At 64.4% G+C, this 14,111-nt stretch carries 15 protein-coding genes; 7 read left to right on the top strand and 8 right to left on the bottom strand.

The genetic code is table 11. The annotated features are described in order from the left end of the window. Positions 1-223: 223 nt before the first annotated feature. From PSQ39_RS18835 to PSQ39_RS18825, 3 genes are read left to right on the top strand one after another with little or no spacing between them, the layout of a single operon-like run. Positions 224-1,429: an aspartate aminotransferase family protein gene (locus PSQ39_RS18835; protein WP_273928708.1), complete on the top strand. Its 1,206-nt coding sequence runs from the start codon at positions 224-226 to the stop codon at positions 1,427-1,429. Next, the gene (argF, locus tag PSQ39_RS18830; protein ID WP_273928706.1) at positions 1,426-2,352 is read left to right on the top strand and encodes an ornithine carbamoyltransferase; all 927 of its coding nucleotides are present in this window, start codon (positions 1,426-1,428) and stop codon (positions 2,350-2,352) included. The genes PSQ39_RS18835 and argF overlap by 4 nt, the downstream gene beginning before the upstream one ends. 14 nt (positions 2,353-2,366) lie before the next feature. Continuing rightward, entirely contained in the window at positions 2,367-2,699 is a 333-nt protein-coding gene (locus PSQ39_RS18825; protein WP_273928704.1) for a YkgJ family cysteine cluster protein, read from the top strand. A gap of 317 nt (positions 2,700-3,016) precedes the next feature. Here the strand turns inward: PSQ39_RS18825 and feoB are convergent, their stop codons facing one another. Beyond that, positions 3,017-4,903 carry a ferrous iron transporter B gene (gene feoB, locus PSQ39_RS18820; RefSeq protein ID WP_273928702.1) on the bottom strand — a complete coding sequence of 629 codons (1,887 nt, stop codon included), beginning with the start codon at positions 4,901-4,903 and terminating at the stop codon, positions 3,017-3,019. Beyond that, positions 4,900-5,160 (bottom strand): FeoA family protein, encoded by a 261-nt coding sequence (locus PSQ39_RS18815; protein ID WP_409242056.1) that lies wholly within the window; start codon positions 5,158-5,160, stop codon positions 4,900-4,902. The genes feoB and PSQ39_RS18815 overlap by 4 nt, the downstream gene beginning before the upstream one ends. Positions 5,161-5,320: 160 nt before the next feature. Here PSQ39_RS18815 and kynB point away from each other — a divergent pair, with 160 nt between their 5' ends. The 4 genes from kynB (at position 5,321) to PSQ39_RS18795 (ending at position 9,069) form a co-directional block, all read left to right on the top strand. After that, on the top strand, positions 5,321-5,956 hold the full coding sequence (gene kynB / locus PSQ39_RS18810) for an arylformamidase (protein WP_273928700.1): 636 nt from the start codon (positions 5,321-5,323) through the stop codon (positions 5,954-5,956). A gap of 41 nt (positions 5,957-5,997) precedes the next feature. Then, the gene (kynU, locus tag PSQ39_RS18805) at positions 5,998-7,308 is read left to right on the top strand and encodes a kynureninase (protein ID WP_273928695.1); all 1,311 of its coding nucleotides are present in this window, start codon (positions 5,998-6,000) and stop codon (positions 7,306-7,308) included. A gap of 2 nt (positions 7,309-7,310) precedes the next feature. Then, positions 7,311-8,198: a tryptophan 2,3-dioxygenase gene (gene kynA / locus PSQ39_RS18800; RefSeq protein ID WP_273928693.1), complete on the top strand. Its 888-nt coding sequence runs from the start codon at positions 7,311-7,313 to the stop codon at positions 8,196-8,198. 100 nt (positions 8,199-8,298) lie between these two features. Continuing rightward, on the top strand, positions 8,299-9,069 hold the full coding sequence (locus tag PSQ39_RS18795; protein ID WP_273928691.1) for a ParA family protein: 771 nt from the start codon (positions 8,299-8,301) through the stop codon (positions 9,067-9,069). Between the two features lie 135 nt (positions 9,070-9,204). Here the strand turns inward: PSQ39_RS18795 and PSQ39_RS18790 are convergent, their stop codons facing one another. From PSQ39_RS18790 to PSQ39_RS18765, 6 genes are all read right to left on the bottom strand, one after another. Next, entirely contained in the window at positions 9,205-10,215 is a 1,011-nt protein-coding gene (locus tag PSQ39_RS18790; protein ID WP_273928690.1) for an inorganic phosphate transporter, read from the bottom strand. 13 nt (positions 10,216-10,228) lie between these two features. Continuing rightward, positions 10,229-10,876, bottom strand: coding sequence for a DUF47 domain-containing protein (locus PSQ39_RS18785; RefSeq protein WP_273928688.1), 648 nt, complete (start codon positions 10,874-10,876; stop codon positions 10,229-10,231). Positions 10,877-10,988: 112 nt separating this feature from the next. Continuing rightward, complete coding sequence (locus PSQ39_RS18780; RefSeq protein WP_273928686.1) at positions 10,989-11,354, bottom strand: DMT family protein; 366 nt, start codon at positions 11,352-11,354, stop codon at positions 10,989-10,991. Between the two features lie 141 nt (positions 11,355-11,495). Continuing rightward, positions 11,496-12,215, bottom strand: a complete 720-nt coding sequence (locus PSQ39_RS18775; RefSeq protein ID WP_273928684.1) for an ABC transporter ATP-binding protein — start codon at positions 12,213-12,215, stop codon at positions 11,496-11,498. A gap of 19 nt (positions 12,216-12,234) precedes the next feature. Next, a complete protein-coding gene (locus PSQ39_RS18770) occupies positions 12,235-13,005 on the bottom strand; it encodes an ABC transporter ATP-binding protein (protein ID WP_273928683.1) in 771 nt (256 codons plus the stop codon). Between the two features lie 12 nt (positions 13,006-13,017). Continuing rightward, positions 13,018-14,100 (bottom strand): ABC transporter permease subunit, encoded by a 1,083-nt coding sequence (locus PSQ39_RS18765; protein ID WP_273928681.1) that lies wholly within the window; start codon positions 14,098-14,100, stop codon positions 13,018-13,020. Positions 14,101-14,111: the final 11 nt, after the last annotated feature.

The raw sequence follows: 14,111 nt of genomic DNA, 5'->3' as shown, positions 1-14,111 counted from the left end.
ATGTGCGCTTTGGGGGTGGGTCAAACCGGGGGTGTAGGCGCCCTCGGTTGGGCATGGGTATTCTATCTTATATAAGACTAAAAACCACCAGGCGACATGCATTGCTGTAATGCGAAATGGTCAAAAAAGCATCACCGCGCTGCGCCTAGAATTACGTTTCAGCAGAACGATTCTCGCTGAACCCCGCCGCATTGGACCAATAAGCCCTGTTTTGGAGTACAGCATGACCGCTTTGATTGAGGCCTCCTCGCCCCACGTGATGAATACCTACGGCCGCCTGCCGATTGCCATGTCGCATGGCCAAGGCGCCTGGGTCTGGGACGTGAACGGGCGAAAGTACCTCGACGGCCTGGGTGGCATTGCGGTCAACACCCTGGGCCACAACCACCCCAAGCTGGTGCCCGCGCTGCAGGACCAGATCGCCAAGCTCATCCACTGCTGCAACTACTACCATGTGCCTGGCCAGGAAGCACTGGCGAAGAAGCTGGTCGAGTTCTCGGGCATGAGCAATGTGTTTTTCTGCTCCACCGGCCTGGAAGCCAATGAAGCTGCGCTCAAGCTGGCCCGCAAGTTTGGCCACGACAAGGGCATTGAGCGCCCGGAGATCGTGGTCTATGAAAAGGCCTTCCACGGCCGCTCGATCGCCACCCTGTCGGCCACTGGCAATGAAAAAATCCAGAAGGGCTTTGGCCCGCTGGTGGAAGGCTTCATCCGGGTGCCGGTGAACAACATCGACGCACTGAAGAAGGCGACCGAAGGCAACCCGAACGTGGTGGCCGTGTTCTTTGAAACCATCCAGGGCGAAGGCGGCATCAACGCCATGCACCTGGACTACCTGCGCCAAGTGCGCGCGCTGTGCGACGAGCGCGACTGGCTGATGATGATTGACGAAGTGCAGTGCGGCATGGGCCGCACCGGCAAGTGGTTTGCCCACCAATGGGCCGGCATCGTGCCGGACGTGATGCCGCTGGCCAAGGGCCTGGGTTCGGGCGTGCCAATCGGCGCGGTGGTGGCGGGCCCCAAGGCCGCGGCCATCTTCCAACCAGGCAACCACGGCACGACCTTTGGCGGCAACCCGCTGGCCATGCGCGCCGGGGTGGAAACCATCCGCATCATGGAAGAGGACGGCCTGCTGGCCAACGCCGCCCAGGTCGGTGAACACTTGCGCGCCGCCCTGCAGCGCGAACTGGGCGGCCTGCCTGGCGTGAAGGAAATCCGCGGCCAGGGCCTGATGCTGGGCATCGACCTCGACCGCCCCTGCGGCGCGTTGACCCAGCGCGCGGCAGACGCCGGCCTGCTGCTGAGCGTGACCGCCGACAGCGTGATCCGCCTGGTGCCACCGCTGATCCTGACGGCTGACGAAGCCGATCAGATCGTCGCCATCCTGGCCCCGCTGGTGAAGGCCTTTTTGTCGGAGTCGACCCAATGAGCACCACGCCCCTGCGCCATTACCTGCAGTTCAACGACCTGACGGCCGACGAGTACGCGCATGTGCTGCAACGCGCGGCCGTGATCAAGAAGAAGTTCAAGGCCTACGAGAAATACCACCCACTGGCCGACCGCACGCTGGCGATGATTTTTGAGAAGGCCAGCACCCGCACCCGCGTCAGCTTCGAGGCGGGCATGTACCAGCTGGGTGGCTCGGTGGTGCACCTGACCACGGGCGACAGCCAACTGGGCCGGGCTGAACCCATCGAGGACAGCGCCAAGGTCATCAGCCGCATGGTGGACCTGGTGATGATCCGCACCTATGGCCAGGACAAGATCGAGCGCTTTGCCGAGCACTCGCGCGTGCCGGTCATCAACGGCCTGACCAACGAATTCCACCCCTGCCAGATCCTGGCCGACATCTTCACCTACATCGAGCACCGCGGCTCGATCCAGGGCAAGACCGTGGCCTGGGTGGGCGACGGCAACAACATGGCCAACACCTGGCTGCAGGCGGCTGAACTGCTGGACTTCAAGGTCCACGTCAGTACCCCCAGCGGCTACGAGGTCGACGAGGCGGTGGCCGGCGTGCGCCAGCAAGAAGGCTTCAAGGTCTTCGCCGATCCGATGGAAGCCTGCCGTGGCGCCGACCTGGTGACCACCGATGTGTGGACCAGCATGGGTTACGAGGCCGAGAACGAAGCCCGCCGCGCCGCCTTTGCCGATTGGTGCGTGGACACCGAGATGATGAAGGTCGCCCGCCCGGACGCCCTGTTCATGCACTGCCTGCCCGCCCACCGTGGCGAGGAAGTGGAAGCCGATGTCATCGATGGCCCGCAATCGGTGGTCTGGGACGAGGCCGAAAACCGCATGCATGTGCAAAAGGCCTTGATGGAGTTCCTGCTGCTGGGCCGCGTGGCCTGATGGCCTGTTGACCCATGACCCACCCCTGCCTCAGTTGCGGTGCCTGCTGCGCCTCGTACCGGGTTGATTTCTCCATCTATGAACTCGACGACGCGGGCGGCCGCGTGCCCGCAGGCCTGGCCGTGGAGGTCAATGGCAGCACCTGCCGCATGCGCGGGACCGACCATGTGCCCATCCGCTGTGCGGCCCTGACCGGCAAGGTCGGTGAACAGGTGGGCTGCGGGATTTACGAGTGGCGCCCCTCGCCCTGCCACGAGCTTGAGCCCGGCGATTACGGCTGCGAAAAGGCGCGGGCGCGGCATGGCTTGCCGCCTTATGCCGAGGCGGTGGGCGACCGCATCGTTTGAAGCGCGAGCCCTTCGAGGCTCAGCGCCATGCCAAGCGACAGGTTGAGCCCCTGGCCATCACGCCGGCGCACTCGAAAATCAAGACCCCGGGCGCATCCAAACCGGCTCGCGCCCTTTGACGGCCCCCGCTGCTGCGGCGGTCTTGGCGGGCGTGGCGCAACCTGAGCAATCGCTGCAGGCACTGCAGCCAGGCGCCTCGCCGAGCTTTTTCTGCACCCGTCCCAGAGGACGGCGCCACGCGGCTGGCATCCAGTACCAGAGCGCGTAGCTGCCCGCCAGAAACACAATCAAGCCAACGATCCATTGCTGCCACATGGTCAACCCCCTCCCAGCATCACGGCCACGCGGTAGGTGAGCCAACTGGCGCCGTAAGCCAAGGCAAACAGGTAAGCCGCCATCAGCGCCACATAGCGCCAGCTGTTGGTCTCGCGTCGCACCGTGACCAGGGTGGAGATGCACTGAGGCGCGAACACATACCAAACCAGCAGGGACAAGGCCGTGGCCAGCGACCAGCTTTGCGCGATCAACGGCCCCAGTTCAGCCGCCACACTGTCCCCGGTGGCCGACAGCGCGTACACCGTGCCCAGCGCCCCCACCGCCACTTCACGCGCGGCCAAACCGGGCACCAGGGCGATGGCAATCTGCCAGTTGAAGCCAATGGGCGCAAAAATCACCTCCAAGGCCTGGCCCATCTGACCGGCCAGGCTGTATTGGATGGCCGGGCCAGCAGCCCCCTCAGGCGGGCCCGGGAAGGTGGACAGAAACCACAGCAAGACCATCAAGGCCAGGATGATGCTGCCCACGCGCTTGATGAAGATCACGGCGCGCTCCATCAGGCCCAGGGCCAGGTTGCGCAGGCTGGGGATGCGGTAGGCGGGCAGCTCCATCACCAGCGGTGTGGGCCCGACCTTGCCGCGCCACAGCTTGAACACTGCAGCCACCGCCATGGCGCCCAGGATGCCGCCCGCGTAAAGGCCAAACATCACCAAGCCTTGCAGATTGAACACACCGGCCACGGTGCGCTCGGGAATGAAGGCGCTGATCAGCAAGGCGTACACGGGCAGGCGTGCCGAGCAGGTCATCAGCGGCGCGATCATGATGGTCACCAGGCGATCCCGCCAATGGGTGATGGTGCGCGTGGCCATGACGCCGGGAATCGCGCAGGCGAAGCTCGACAACAAGGGAATGAAGGAGCGCCCGGACAACCCCACCGTGCCCATCACGCGGTCCAGTAGGAAAGCAGCGCGCGGCAGGTAGCCAGAATCTTCCAGCAGCAAAATGAAGAAGAACAGGATCAGGATCTGTGGCAGGAACACCAGCACGCCACCGGCCCCGGCCAGCACGCCATCGGTAAGCAGGCTTTGCAGCACGCCCTCGGGCAGCTGCGACCGCACCAGTTCAGCCAAGGCGTCGACGCCCTCTTTGATCGCGTCCATGGGCACGGTGGCCCAGCTGAACACGGCCTGGAACATCATGAACAGCATGAACGCCAGGATCAGCATGCCCCACAGCGGGTGCAGGACCACGCGGTCGATGGCGTCGTCACCGCTCAGGCTGTTGGCCTGGTCCTGGGTCACGGCCAGACGCAGGATGCGGCGCACCTCGACCTGGGTTGCCATGACCTCGTCAAAATGCGGCGCCTGCCACGGGGTGTGGGAGCGGTCGGCCGCGCCCGCGGCATGCCATTGATCCAGGTAGTCCAGCAACTCGCGCGCGCCATCGTGGCGCACGCCCACGGTCTCCAGCACCGGCAGACCCAACTCATGGGACAGCACCGCTCGGTCGATGGTGATGCCTTCGCGCCGCGCCGCGTCGCTCATGTTCAGCGCCAGGACCATGGGCAGGCCCAGGGCCTTGGCCTCCAACACCAGGCGCAGGTTGAGCTGCAGGTTGGTGGCATCGGCCACGCAGACCAGCAGATCAGGCAAGGGCTCACCCGCGCGGTGGCCGGTGACGATGTCGCGCGTGACGGCCTCGTCGGCACTCAGGGCGTTCAGGCTGTAGGCGCCAGGGAGGTCGAGCACCACGACGCGGCGCCCGCCGCGGGTGCTCAACAGGCCCTCTTTGCGTTCGACCGTGACCCCCGCGTAATTGGCCACCTTTTGGCGACTGCCAGTCAGCAGGTTGAACAAGGCGGTCTTGCCGCAGTTGGGGTTGCCCAGCAGGGCAGCGCGCACCGGGCTCAGCACTTCTGTCGGGTTCATGCCAGCCCCCCCACCACCGGCGCGGTGGCCGACACCCGCACCAAGGCGGCTTCGTGGTGGCGCAAGGCAAAGGTGGTGTGGCCAACGCGCACGGCAATCGGATCAGCGGACGGGAAGCCCTTGGCGATGACCTTGACGGGCTCGCCAGGCAGAAAGCCAATCTCCAGCAAACGCAGCAGCAAATCGCGGTCCTGCGCCGGGTCGGACGCATCCAGGCGCAACACCCAGGCCTCGGTGCGCAAGGGCAATTCATGCAATCCCAGTTCAGCACCTGGGGTGGGGGCAACAGAGGTGGTAGCGCTTGGCACAGATGCCTTTTGAATGAAAACAATTCTTATTCTAACGGCTCGCAAAATTGCCAACTCGTTGTAAAAAACCGACACCACGAGGTCTCCAGCGCCTTTAACTTCACGCCCCATGACACCGCTCTGGGATCTTTGGGACATTTCCCCCCCACTCCACGCCGACGCGCCGGTCTTTCCCGGCGACACGCCCTACCAGCAACACTGGAACGCCCGCATCACGCCCGACTGCCCGGTCAACGTCGCCACGCTGACGCTGTCGCCGCACGTCGGCGCGCATGCCGACGCGCCGCTGCACTACGACCCCGACGGCGCAGCGGTCGGCCTGCTCGATCTGGCGCCCTTTCTCGGCCCCTGCCGTGTCATCCACGCTTGCCAAGCCCGCCCGCTGGTGCAATGGCGCGACATTGAGCACGCCTTGGTCGACCTGCCACCGCGCGTGTTGGTGCGCACTTACGCGCAAAGCCCCACCGGCTGGGACCCAGCACTGCCAGCCTATGCCCCTGAAGTGCTGGAGCGCCTGGCCGACCTGGGTGTGCAGCTGGTCGGCATCGACAGCGCCAGCATCGACCCGGCCGACAGCAAGACGCTGGACAGCCACCAGGTGATCCGCCGGCGTGGCCTGCGCGTGCTGGAAAACCTGCTGCTCGACGCCGTGCCCGAGGGCGACTACGAGCTCATCGCCCTGCCCCTCAAATTGACCACCGCCGACGCCTCGCCCGTGCGCGCCGTGCTGCGCCGCCCGCGCTGATTTCACGCTTTCATTGCCAAGCCCCCTGCAGAGACAACACCATGACCACCACCCCGACGACCCTGGCAGACTGCCAAGCGCGCGACGCACAAGACCCCTTGCGCGCGCTGAAAAACCTGTTCCAACTGCCCCAGGGCGTGATCTACCTGGACGGCAACTCACTGGGCGTGTTGCCCGCCGCCACCCCGGCCCGCGTCGCCCAAGTGGTGACGGGCGAATGGGGCGACGGCCTGATCCGCAGCTGGAACAGCGCCGGCTGGTTCGACCTGCCGCAGCGCCTGGGCAACCAGTTGGCGCCGCTGGTGGGCGCCGGCCCCAACCAGCTGGTGTGCACCGACAGCACCTCGATCAACCTGTACAAGGTGCTGTCGGCCGCGCTCAACATCGCGCGTGAAGACGCCCCGCAACGTAAGCGCATCGTCAGCGAGCGCAGCAACTTCCCGACCGACCTCTACATCGCCGAATCCTTGGCGCGTGAACGCGGCCTGGAGCTGGTGCTGGTCGAGCCCGAAGACGTGCTGGGCGCGCTGGACGCGCAGGTCGCGGTGCTGATGCTGACCCACGTCAACTACCGCACGGGCGCCATGCTGGACATGGCCGAGGTGACCGCCGCCGCCCACGCCGCCGGCGCCCTGACCGTGTGGGACCTGGCGCACAGCGCCGGCGCCGTGCCGGTCGACCTGCAGGGCGCGCAGGCCGACTTTGCGATTGGCTGCGGCTACAAATACTTGAACGGTGGCCCTGGTGCCCCCGCCTTTGTCTGGGCCCACCCGCGCCACGCCAGCCGCTTCTGGCAACCGCTCTCGGGCTGGTGGGGCCACGCCGCGCCCTTTGCCTTCACACCCGACTACCAACCCGCCGAGGGCATTGCCCGCTACCTGTGCGGCACCCAGCCCATCCTCAGCCTGGCCGCGCTGGAATGCGGGCTGGACACCCTGCACGCCGCCGATGCGCTGGGTGGCATGGCCGCGCTGCGCGCCAAGTCGCTGGCCTTGACCGACCTGTTCATTGAACTGGTCGAAGCCCGCTGCGCCGGCCACGGCCTGGGCCTGGCGACGCCGCGTGCGCACGCCCAGCGCGGCTCGCAAGTCAGCCTGACGCGCATCAACCCTGACGACCCCAACGGCCCCTCGGGCGCCTACGCCATCGTGCAAGCGCTGATCGCGCGCGGCGTGATCGGCGACTTCCGCCGAGGCGACGGCGCGGCGCATCCCGACATCCTGCGCTTTGGCTTCACCCCGCTGTACATCGGCTACGCCGACGTCTGGCACGCGGTCGAGCACCTGCGCGAGGTGCTGGACAGCGGCGCCTGGCAGGCGCCCGAGTTCAACCAAAACCACGCGGTGACCTGAGCATGTGCCCTTTCCACGCCCCCCCCACCACCCAGACCTCGGGCACGCAAACCCAGGACACGGCACGCATCGTGGTCGAAGAAAAAGCCCAGCTGGACTTCAGCCAGTCCATGAGCTACGGCGACTACCTGCAGCTCGACCAGATCCTGAACGCGCAAAGCCCGCGCTCGCCCGACCACAACGAACTGCTTTTCATCGTCCAGCACCAGACCAGCGAGCTGTGGATGAAACTCATGCTGCACGAGCTGGGCGCGGCCATTGAGCATGTGGCACTGGACCAGTTGCCCACCGCATTCAAAATGCTGGCCCGGGTCAGCAAGATCATGGAACAGCTGGTGCACGCCTGGGACGTACTGGCCACCATGACGCCGCCCGAGTACAGCGCCATCCGGCCGTACCTGGCCAGCTCCAGCGGCTTTCAGAGCTACCAATACCGCTGCATCGAGTTCGCGCTGGGCAACAAAAATGCCGCCATGCTCAAGCCGCACGAACACCGGGCGGACCTGCTGGCCCGGGTCGAGGCGCGCTACCAGGCGCCCTCGCTCTATGACCAGGCGCTGCGCCTGTTGGCCCGCCGGGGCATCCGAGTGCCCAACAGCCACCTGGAGCGCGATTGGACCCAGCCCTACACCGCCAGCGCCGAGGTCGAACAGGCCTGGCTGCAGGTCTACCGCAACCCGCAAGCGCACTGGGACCTGTACCAGCTGGGCGAAGAGCTGACCGACCTGGAAGACGCCTTCCGCCTCTGGCGCTTCCGCCATGTGACCACCGTCGAGCGCGTGATTGGGTTCAAGCGCGGCACCGGCGGCACCGGCGGCGTGAGCTACCTGCGCAAGATGCTGGACGTGGTGCTGTTCCCCGAAATCTGGAGCCTGCGCACCCAGCTCTGAGCGCGCCCCGCCGGCATACGGCCCCGTCCCACGCAAAAACAGCCCCCTGGTTTTTGTTGCAGTGCACAATAGACCCATTGCAACTGCACGGAAACCGGTCATGCGACGCGTTGTGTTCAATCAAAAGGGCGGGGTCGGCAAGTCCACCATCACCAGCAACCTGGCCGCCATCGGCGCCGAACGAGGCCTGCGCACCTTGGTGGTGGATCTGGACGCCCAGGGCAACTCCAGCCGCTACCTGCTGGGCGATGCGGTCGAACAAGGCCTGGCTGGCGCCGCCGAGTTCTTTGACACCACGCTCAAGTTCACCCTGCGCAACCCGGCCACCAGCGAATTCATCGTTGAGTCGCCTTGGGAGAACCTGCATGTGATGCCCGCCAGCCCGCTGCTCGAAGAGCTGCACAGCAAGCTGGAAAGCCGCTACAAGATCTACAAGCTGCGCGACGCACTGAACGAATTGGGCGACACCTACGACCTGGTCTGGATCGACACCCCACCGGCACTGAATTTCTACACCCGCTCGGCCTTGATCGCGGCCCAGGCCTGCCTGATCCCCTTTGACTGCGATGATTTTTCGCGCCGGGCCCTCTATGGCCTACTGGACAGCGTGAAGGAAATCCAGGCCGACCACAACCGCGACCTGGCGGTGGAAGGCATCGTCGTCAACCAGTTCCAGCCGCGCGCTGCCCTGCCCAAGCGCACGGTGCAGGAGCTGGTCGATGAAGGCCTCCCCGTGCTGCAGCCCTACCTGAGCGCCAGCGTGAAGATCAAGGAGTCGCACGAGCTGTCGCGCCCCATGATCCATTTGGACCCACGCCACAAGCTGACCCAGGAATTCGTCGCCTTGTTTGACGCCTTGCAAGGCAATTGAACGCCCCGGCCCGGCGCAGGCCAGCGCCCCAGGTTCATCGTGCCCAAAGCACAACACCCTGGCCACCCCGTTTCGAACAGGGCGGCACAGGGTGTGCCTAACAGGGTGTGGCGGGCGCAGGGCCCACGGCCTGAATCAGAACAACTGGAAGCTGATCCAGTAGCCGACGGCAGCCACGAAGGCCGAGGCCGGAATGGTCAGGACCCAAGCCCAGACGATGTTGCCTGCCACGCCCCAACGCACGGCGCTGGCGCGCTGCACCGAGCCCACGCCGACGATGGCGCCGGTGATGGTGTGGGTGGTCGACACGGGCACGCCCATCATGGTGGCGATGAACAGGGTCAAAGCCCCCCCGGTTTCAGCGCAGAACCCGCCCACAGGCTTGAGCTTGGTGATCTTCTGGCCCATGGTCTTCACAATGCGCCAGCCCCCAAACATGGTGCCCAGGCCAATGGCGACATAGCAGCAAATGATGGTCCAGTTCGGCGGTGCAGCCCCGTCGATCGGAGCATAGCCCGTGGCGATCAGCAGCATCCAAATGATGCCGATGGTCTTTTGCGCATCGTTGCCGCCGTGGCCCAAGCTGTAGGCCCCTGCCGACACCAGTTGCAGGCGGCGGAACCAGCGGTCCACCTTGGACGGGCGGGTGCGACGGCAAATCCAGGCCACGATCACCATCATCAGCGAGCCAAACACAAAGCCCAGGAAAGGCGAGATGAAAATGAAGGCCACCGTGCGCAGGATGCCCGCAGGCAGCAGGGCACCCGCACCAGCCTTGGCGATCACCGCGCCCACGATGCCACCAATCAGCGCGTGTGACGAGCTGCTGGGGATGCCGTAGTACCAAGTGATCAGGTTCCAGACGATGGCGCCCGCCAAGGCGCCAAACACCACATGGATGTCCACCACCCCGGGTTGGGCAATGCCCTTGCCCACCGTCGCGGCCACGCTGAGGTGGAAGATGAAGATCGCAATGAAGTTGAAGAACGCGGCGAAGACCACCGCCTGGCCGGGCTTGAGCACCCCGGTCGAGACCACTGTGGCAATGGAGTTCGCCGCATCATGAAACCCGTTCATGAAGTCGAACACCAGGGCCATGGCCACCAGGACCATCACGGCCCACAAAGCCACCTGAACGTTGCTCATGCTGCGCCCCGGATCAGGAGTTTTCGAGGACGATGCCCTCGATCAGGTTGGCCACATCCTCGCACTTGTCGGTGATGGTTTCGAGCAGCTCGTAGATGGCCTTGAGCTTGATGACTTCACGCACATCGGGCTCTTCGCGGAACAGCTTGCTCATGGCTGCGCGCATCACGCGGTCGGCATCGGACTCGAGGCGGTCGATTTCCTCGCAGGTCTTCAGAGCGGCTTCGGCGGTGCGCTGGTCGGTGATCTTGTCGAGCAGCTTGACCGCATCGCGCAGACGCTCGCAGCACTTCAGGCTGAGGTCGGTCAGGCGGGTGATTTCATCGGTCATCACACGCACGTCGTACAAAGCCATGGTTTCAGCCGAGTCCTGGATCAGGTCGGCCACGTCGTCCATGGTGTTGATCAAGGAGTGGATCTGCTCACGGTCGATCGGGGTGATGAAGGTCTTGTGGATCAGGCGGTTGACCTCTTGGGTCACCCGGTCTGCCGCGTGTTCAGCGTTGTCCACATCCTGGTTGTACTTGTCACGCAGGTGCGGATCGTTGTAGTTGGCCACCAGCTGGGAGAAGGCGCGGGCGGCCTCCACGATGTGCTCGGCGTGCTGGTTGAACATCTCGAAAAAATTGCCCTCACGGGGCAACAGTTTGCCGAACAGCATGGCGACTCCTAGCAGGCGAAAAAAAAGTCACTGAATGTGACGGAATGATGACAAAACTCCCTGATTCTAACCGGGCGAGGCCTGCGGCCCCGCCAAGCACCTCCGCGGGGGCTCAAGCGCCCCGAAAAATGAAGTAAACGGCGCCCACCATGCACAAGCCCGCCCAAAGGTAGTCAAGCTTCAATGGCTGGTTCAAATAGAAGACGGAAAAGGGCACAAACACGGCCAAGGTGATCACCTCTTGCATGATCTTGAGCTGGCCCACGTTGAAGTGGGTGAAGCCGATGCGGTTGGCAGGCACCTGCAGCAGGTACTCAAACAGCGCAATGCCCCAGCTGATGAAGGCGGCGGTGTACCAAGGCGAGCCCGCCAGGCTTTTCAAGTGCCCATACCAAGCGAAGGTCATGAAGACGTTGGACAGCGTCAGCAAGAAGGCCGCCTGGAGCGGCACGGGGAGGTTCTGGAAAAAAGCAAACATGGGGTGCACCCGCAGCAAAGTGACTGGCACTGTACGCCGCCGCACCCCGCCCAGCGGTGGCCCCATGAAAAAACCCCGCCGGACCTCCAGAAGAGGCACGTCGGGGTCGCGAACCCACCCAGCGGTGGGTCGGGGCGAAGCTTATTCGCCCAGGTAGGCGGCGCGCACCTTGGGATCGACCAGCAGGTCCTTGCCCAGACCGGTCATGGTGATCAGGCCGGACTCCATCACATAGCCACGGCTGGCGATGGCCAAGGCGCGGCTGGCGTTTTGCTCCACCAGGACGATGGTCACGCCTTGGGCGGACACGTCGCGCACCACCTCGAAGATCTTGTCGACCATGATGGGCGACAGGCCCATCGAGGGCTCGTCCAGCAACAGCACCTTGGGCTGGCACATCAGCGCACGCGCCATGGCCAGCATTTGCTGCTCACCGCCCGACATGGTGCCGGCCAACTGGTCGCGGCGCTCTTTGAGGCGGGGGAACAGGGCGAACATCTTGTCGATATCAGCCAGGATGCCGGCCTTGTCCGAGCGGATGAAGGCGCCCATCTGGAGGTTTTCCGTGATGGTCATGCGGGTGAACACGCCACGGCCTTCGGGCACCATGACCAGGCCCTGCTTGACCAGGTCCCAGGCCCCTTGGCCCTTGATGGACTTGTCCAGGTACAAGATGTCGCCATCGTTGGCGACCAGGCCGCCGGTGATGGCCTTCATGGTGGTGGTCTTGCCGGCGCCGTTGGAGCCGATCAGGGACACCAGTTCGCCCTCGCGGACCTCGAAGTCCACACCCTTGACGGCCTGGATGCCGCCATAGGACACCTTCAGGCCGCTGACTTTCAGAAGCGTTTTCGCTGTCATGGGATTCGTCTTTCCTAACTCAGTGGCCACCGGTGCCGAGGTAAGCCTCGATCACCTTTTCGTTCTTCTGCACGTCGGCGGGTTTGCCTTCGGCAATTTGCTTGCCGTAGTCCAACACCGTGACGCGATCGCACAGGCCCATGACCAGTTTCACATCGTGTTCGATCAACAAGATGGTGCGGTTGTCGCGGCGGATCTGGTCGATCAATTCGCGCAATTGCACCTTCTCGGTGGCGTTCATGCCGGCGGCCGGCTCGTCCAGCGCAATCAGCTGCGGGTCGGTGGCCAGGGCGCGGGCGATCTCCAGACGGCGTTGGTCGCCGTAGGACAGCGTGCGCGCCTTGAAGTCGGCGTACTTGCCAATGCCCACGTAGTCGAGCAGCTCTTGGGCGCGCTTGGCGATGGCCGCTTCTTCAGCCTTGAAGCTGGCGCTGCGGAAGATGGCGCCCATCAGGCCCGAATGGGTGCGGATGTGGCGGCCCACCATGACGTTTTCCAGGGCCGTCATTTCAGCGAACAAACGGATGTTCTGGAAGGTGCGGGCAATGCCAGCGCGCGCCACTTCGTGCACAGCCGTCGGCTGGTAAGGCTTGCCGGCGAGCTCGAAGTTGCCACTGTCGGGCGTGTAAAGGCCCGTGATGACGTTGAAAAACGTGGTCTTGCCGGCGCCGTTGGGGCCGATCAGGCCATAAACCTGGCCACGTTCGATGGTGATGCCGACGTCACTGAGGGCTTGCAAGCCGCCAAAACGTTTGGAAATGCCGGACACCTTGAGTACGGTTTCTGCCATGGGGGTGTCTCCTTAACGAACTTGCTGCAGCGACTTGCCGTGCTCGGGCGCGGGCCACAGGCCACGCGGACGCAACAGCATCACGATGATCATGGCCAGCGCGATCAGCAACTGGCGCAGGATGGCCGAATCCAGACGGCCATCGGTCATGGCCTGCAGGGGACCCGCCACATAGCGCAGCACTTCCGGCAAGGCCGACAGCAGCACAGCACCCAAGATCACGCCGGGGATGTGGCCGATGCCGCCCAACACCACCATGGCCACGATCATCACCGACTCCATCAGGCTGAAGGACTCAGGCGAGACGAAGCCCTGGAAGGCACCAAACATGGCACCAGCCACGCCGCCAAAGCTGGCACCCATGCCGAAGGCCAGCAACTTCATGTTGCGGGTGTTGATGCCCATGGCCTTGGCAGCGATTTCGTCTTCACGGATGGCCATCCAGGCGCGGCCGATGCGCGAGTCCTGCAGGCGGTAGCAGATGATCACCGTCAGCACCACCAGCACCAGGAACAGGTAGTAGTACAGCGTGACCGAGCTGATGTCGAAACTGCCGATCGACAGTCGCTTGGCCAGGTCCAGACCGAAGAAGCTGATCGAATCGATCTGACCCAGGCCCTTGGGACCGTTGGTGATGTTGATCGGGTGGTCGAGGTTGTTCATGAAGATACGAACGATCTCACCGAAACCCAAAGTCACGATGGCCAGGTAGTCACCGCGCAGCTTCAGCGTGGGCGCACCCAGCAGGGCCCCGGCAAAGGCGGCGACGACGGCGCCCACCGGGATGATCACCCACCAAGGTGTGTGCAGGCCGTTGGGGAACAGCGCGGCGATGGCGGCGAAGTTGTCGGTCAGCTGGGGCGAAGCCAGCAGGCCGAACAAATAAGCGCCCACAGCGTAGAAGGCCACATAGCCCAGGTCCAGCAGACCGGCGTAACCCACCACGATGTTCAGGCCCAGGGCCAGCATCACATACAGCAGGGCCAGGTCGGCAATGCGAACCCAGGCGTTGCCGAAGAATTGCAGCACCAGGGGCAGCACCAGCAGGGCGGCGCCCATGGCGGCGTATTTCAGGAACTTGTTGTCTTGATTCATGTTGGTTCTCC

The sequence above is a fragment of the Curvibacter microcysteis genome (genome assembly GCF_028649455.1).
In the GTDB taxonomy this organism is placed as follows: domain Bacteria; phylum Pseudomonadota; class Gammaproteobacteria; order Burkholderiales; family Burkholderiaceae_C; genus Curvibacter; species Curvibacter microcysteis.
The sequence above is the reverse complement of the archived record's forward strand: the minus strand, read 5'-3'. Positions and strand labels throughout refer to the sequence as shown.

Coding starts and splice junctions, on each gene's coding strand:
- PSQ39_RS18770 (WP_273928683.1), bottom strand. CDS start 13,005: ATGGCAGAAACCGTACTCAAGGTGTCCGGCATTTCCAAACGTTTTGGC.
- feoB (WP_273928702.1), bottom strand. CDS start 4,903: ATGAACCCGACAGAAGTGCTGAGCCCGGTGCGCGCTGCCCTGCTGGGC.
- kynU (WP_273928695.1), top strand. CDS start 5,998: ATGACCACCACCCCGACGACCCTGGCAGACTGCCAAGCGCGCGACGCA.
- PSQ39_RS18825 (WP_273928704.1), top strand. CDS start 2,367: ATGACCCACCCCTGCCTCAGTTGCGGTGCCTGCTGCGCCTCGTACCGG.
- PSQ39_RS18795 (WP_273928691.1), top strand. CDS start 8,299: ATGCGACGCGTTGTGTTCAATCAAAAGGGCGGGGTCGGCAAGTCCACC.
- PSQ39_RS18780 (WP_273928686.1), bottom strand. CDS start 11,354: ATGTTTGCTTTTTTCCAGAACCTCCCCGTGCCGCTCCAGGCGGCCTTC.
- kynB (WP_273928700.1), top strand. CDS start 5,321: ATGACACCGCTCTGGGATCTTTGGGACATTTCCCCCCCACTCCACGCC.
- argF (WP_273928706.1), top strand. CDS start 1,426: ATGAGCACCACGCCCCTGCGCCATTACCTGCAGTTCAACGACCTGACG.
- PSQ39_RS18775 (WP_273928684.1), bottom strand. CDS start 12,215: ATGACAGCGAAAACGCTTCTGAAAGTCAGCGGCCTGAAGGTGTCCTAT.
- PSQ39_RS18835 (WP_273928708.1), top strand. CDS start 224: ATGACCGCTTTGATTGAGGCCTCCTCGCCCCACGTGATGAATACCTAC.
- kynA (WP_273928693.1), top strand. CDS start 7,311: ATGTGCCCTTTCCACGCCCCCCCCACCACCCAGACCTCGGGCACGCAA.
- PSQ39_RS18765 (WP_273928681.1), bottom strand. CDS start 14,100: ATGAATCAAGACAACAAGTTCCTGAAATACGCCGCCATGGGCGCCGCC.
- PSQ39_RS18785 (WP_273928688.1), bottom strand. CDS start 10,876: ATGCTGTTCGGCAAACTGTTGCCCCGTGAGGGCAATTTTTTCGAGATG.
- PSQ39_RS18790 (WP_273928690.1), bottom strand. CDS start 10,215: ATGAGCAACGTTCAGGTGGCTTTGTGGGCCGTGATGGTCCTGGTGGCC.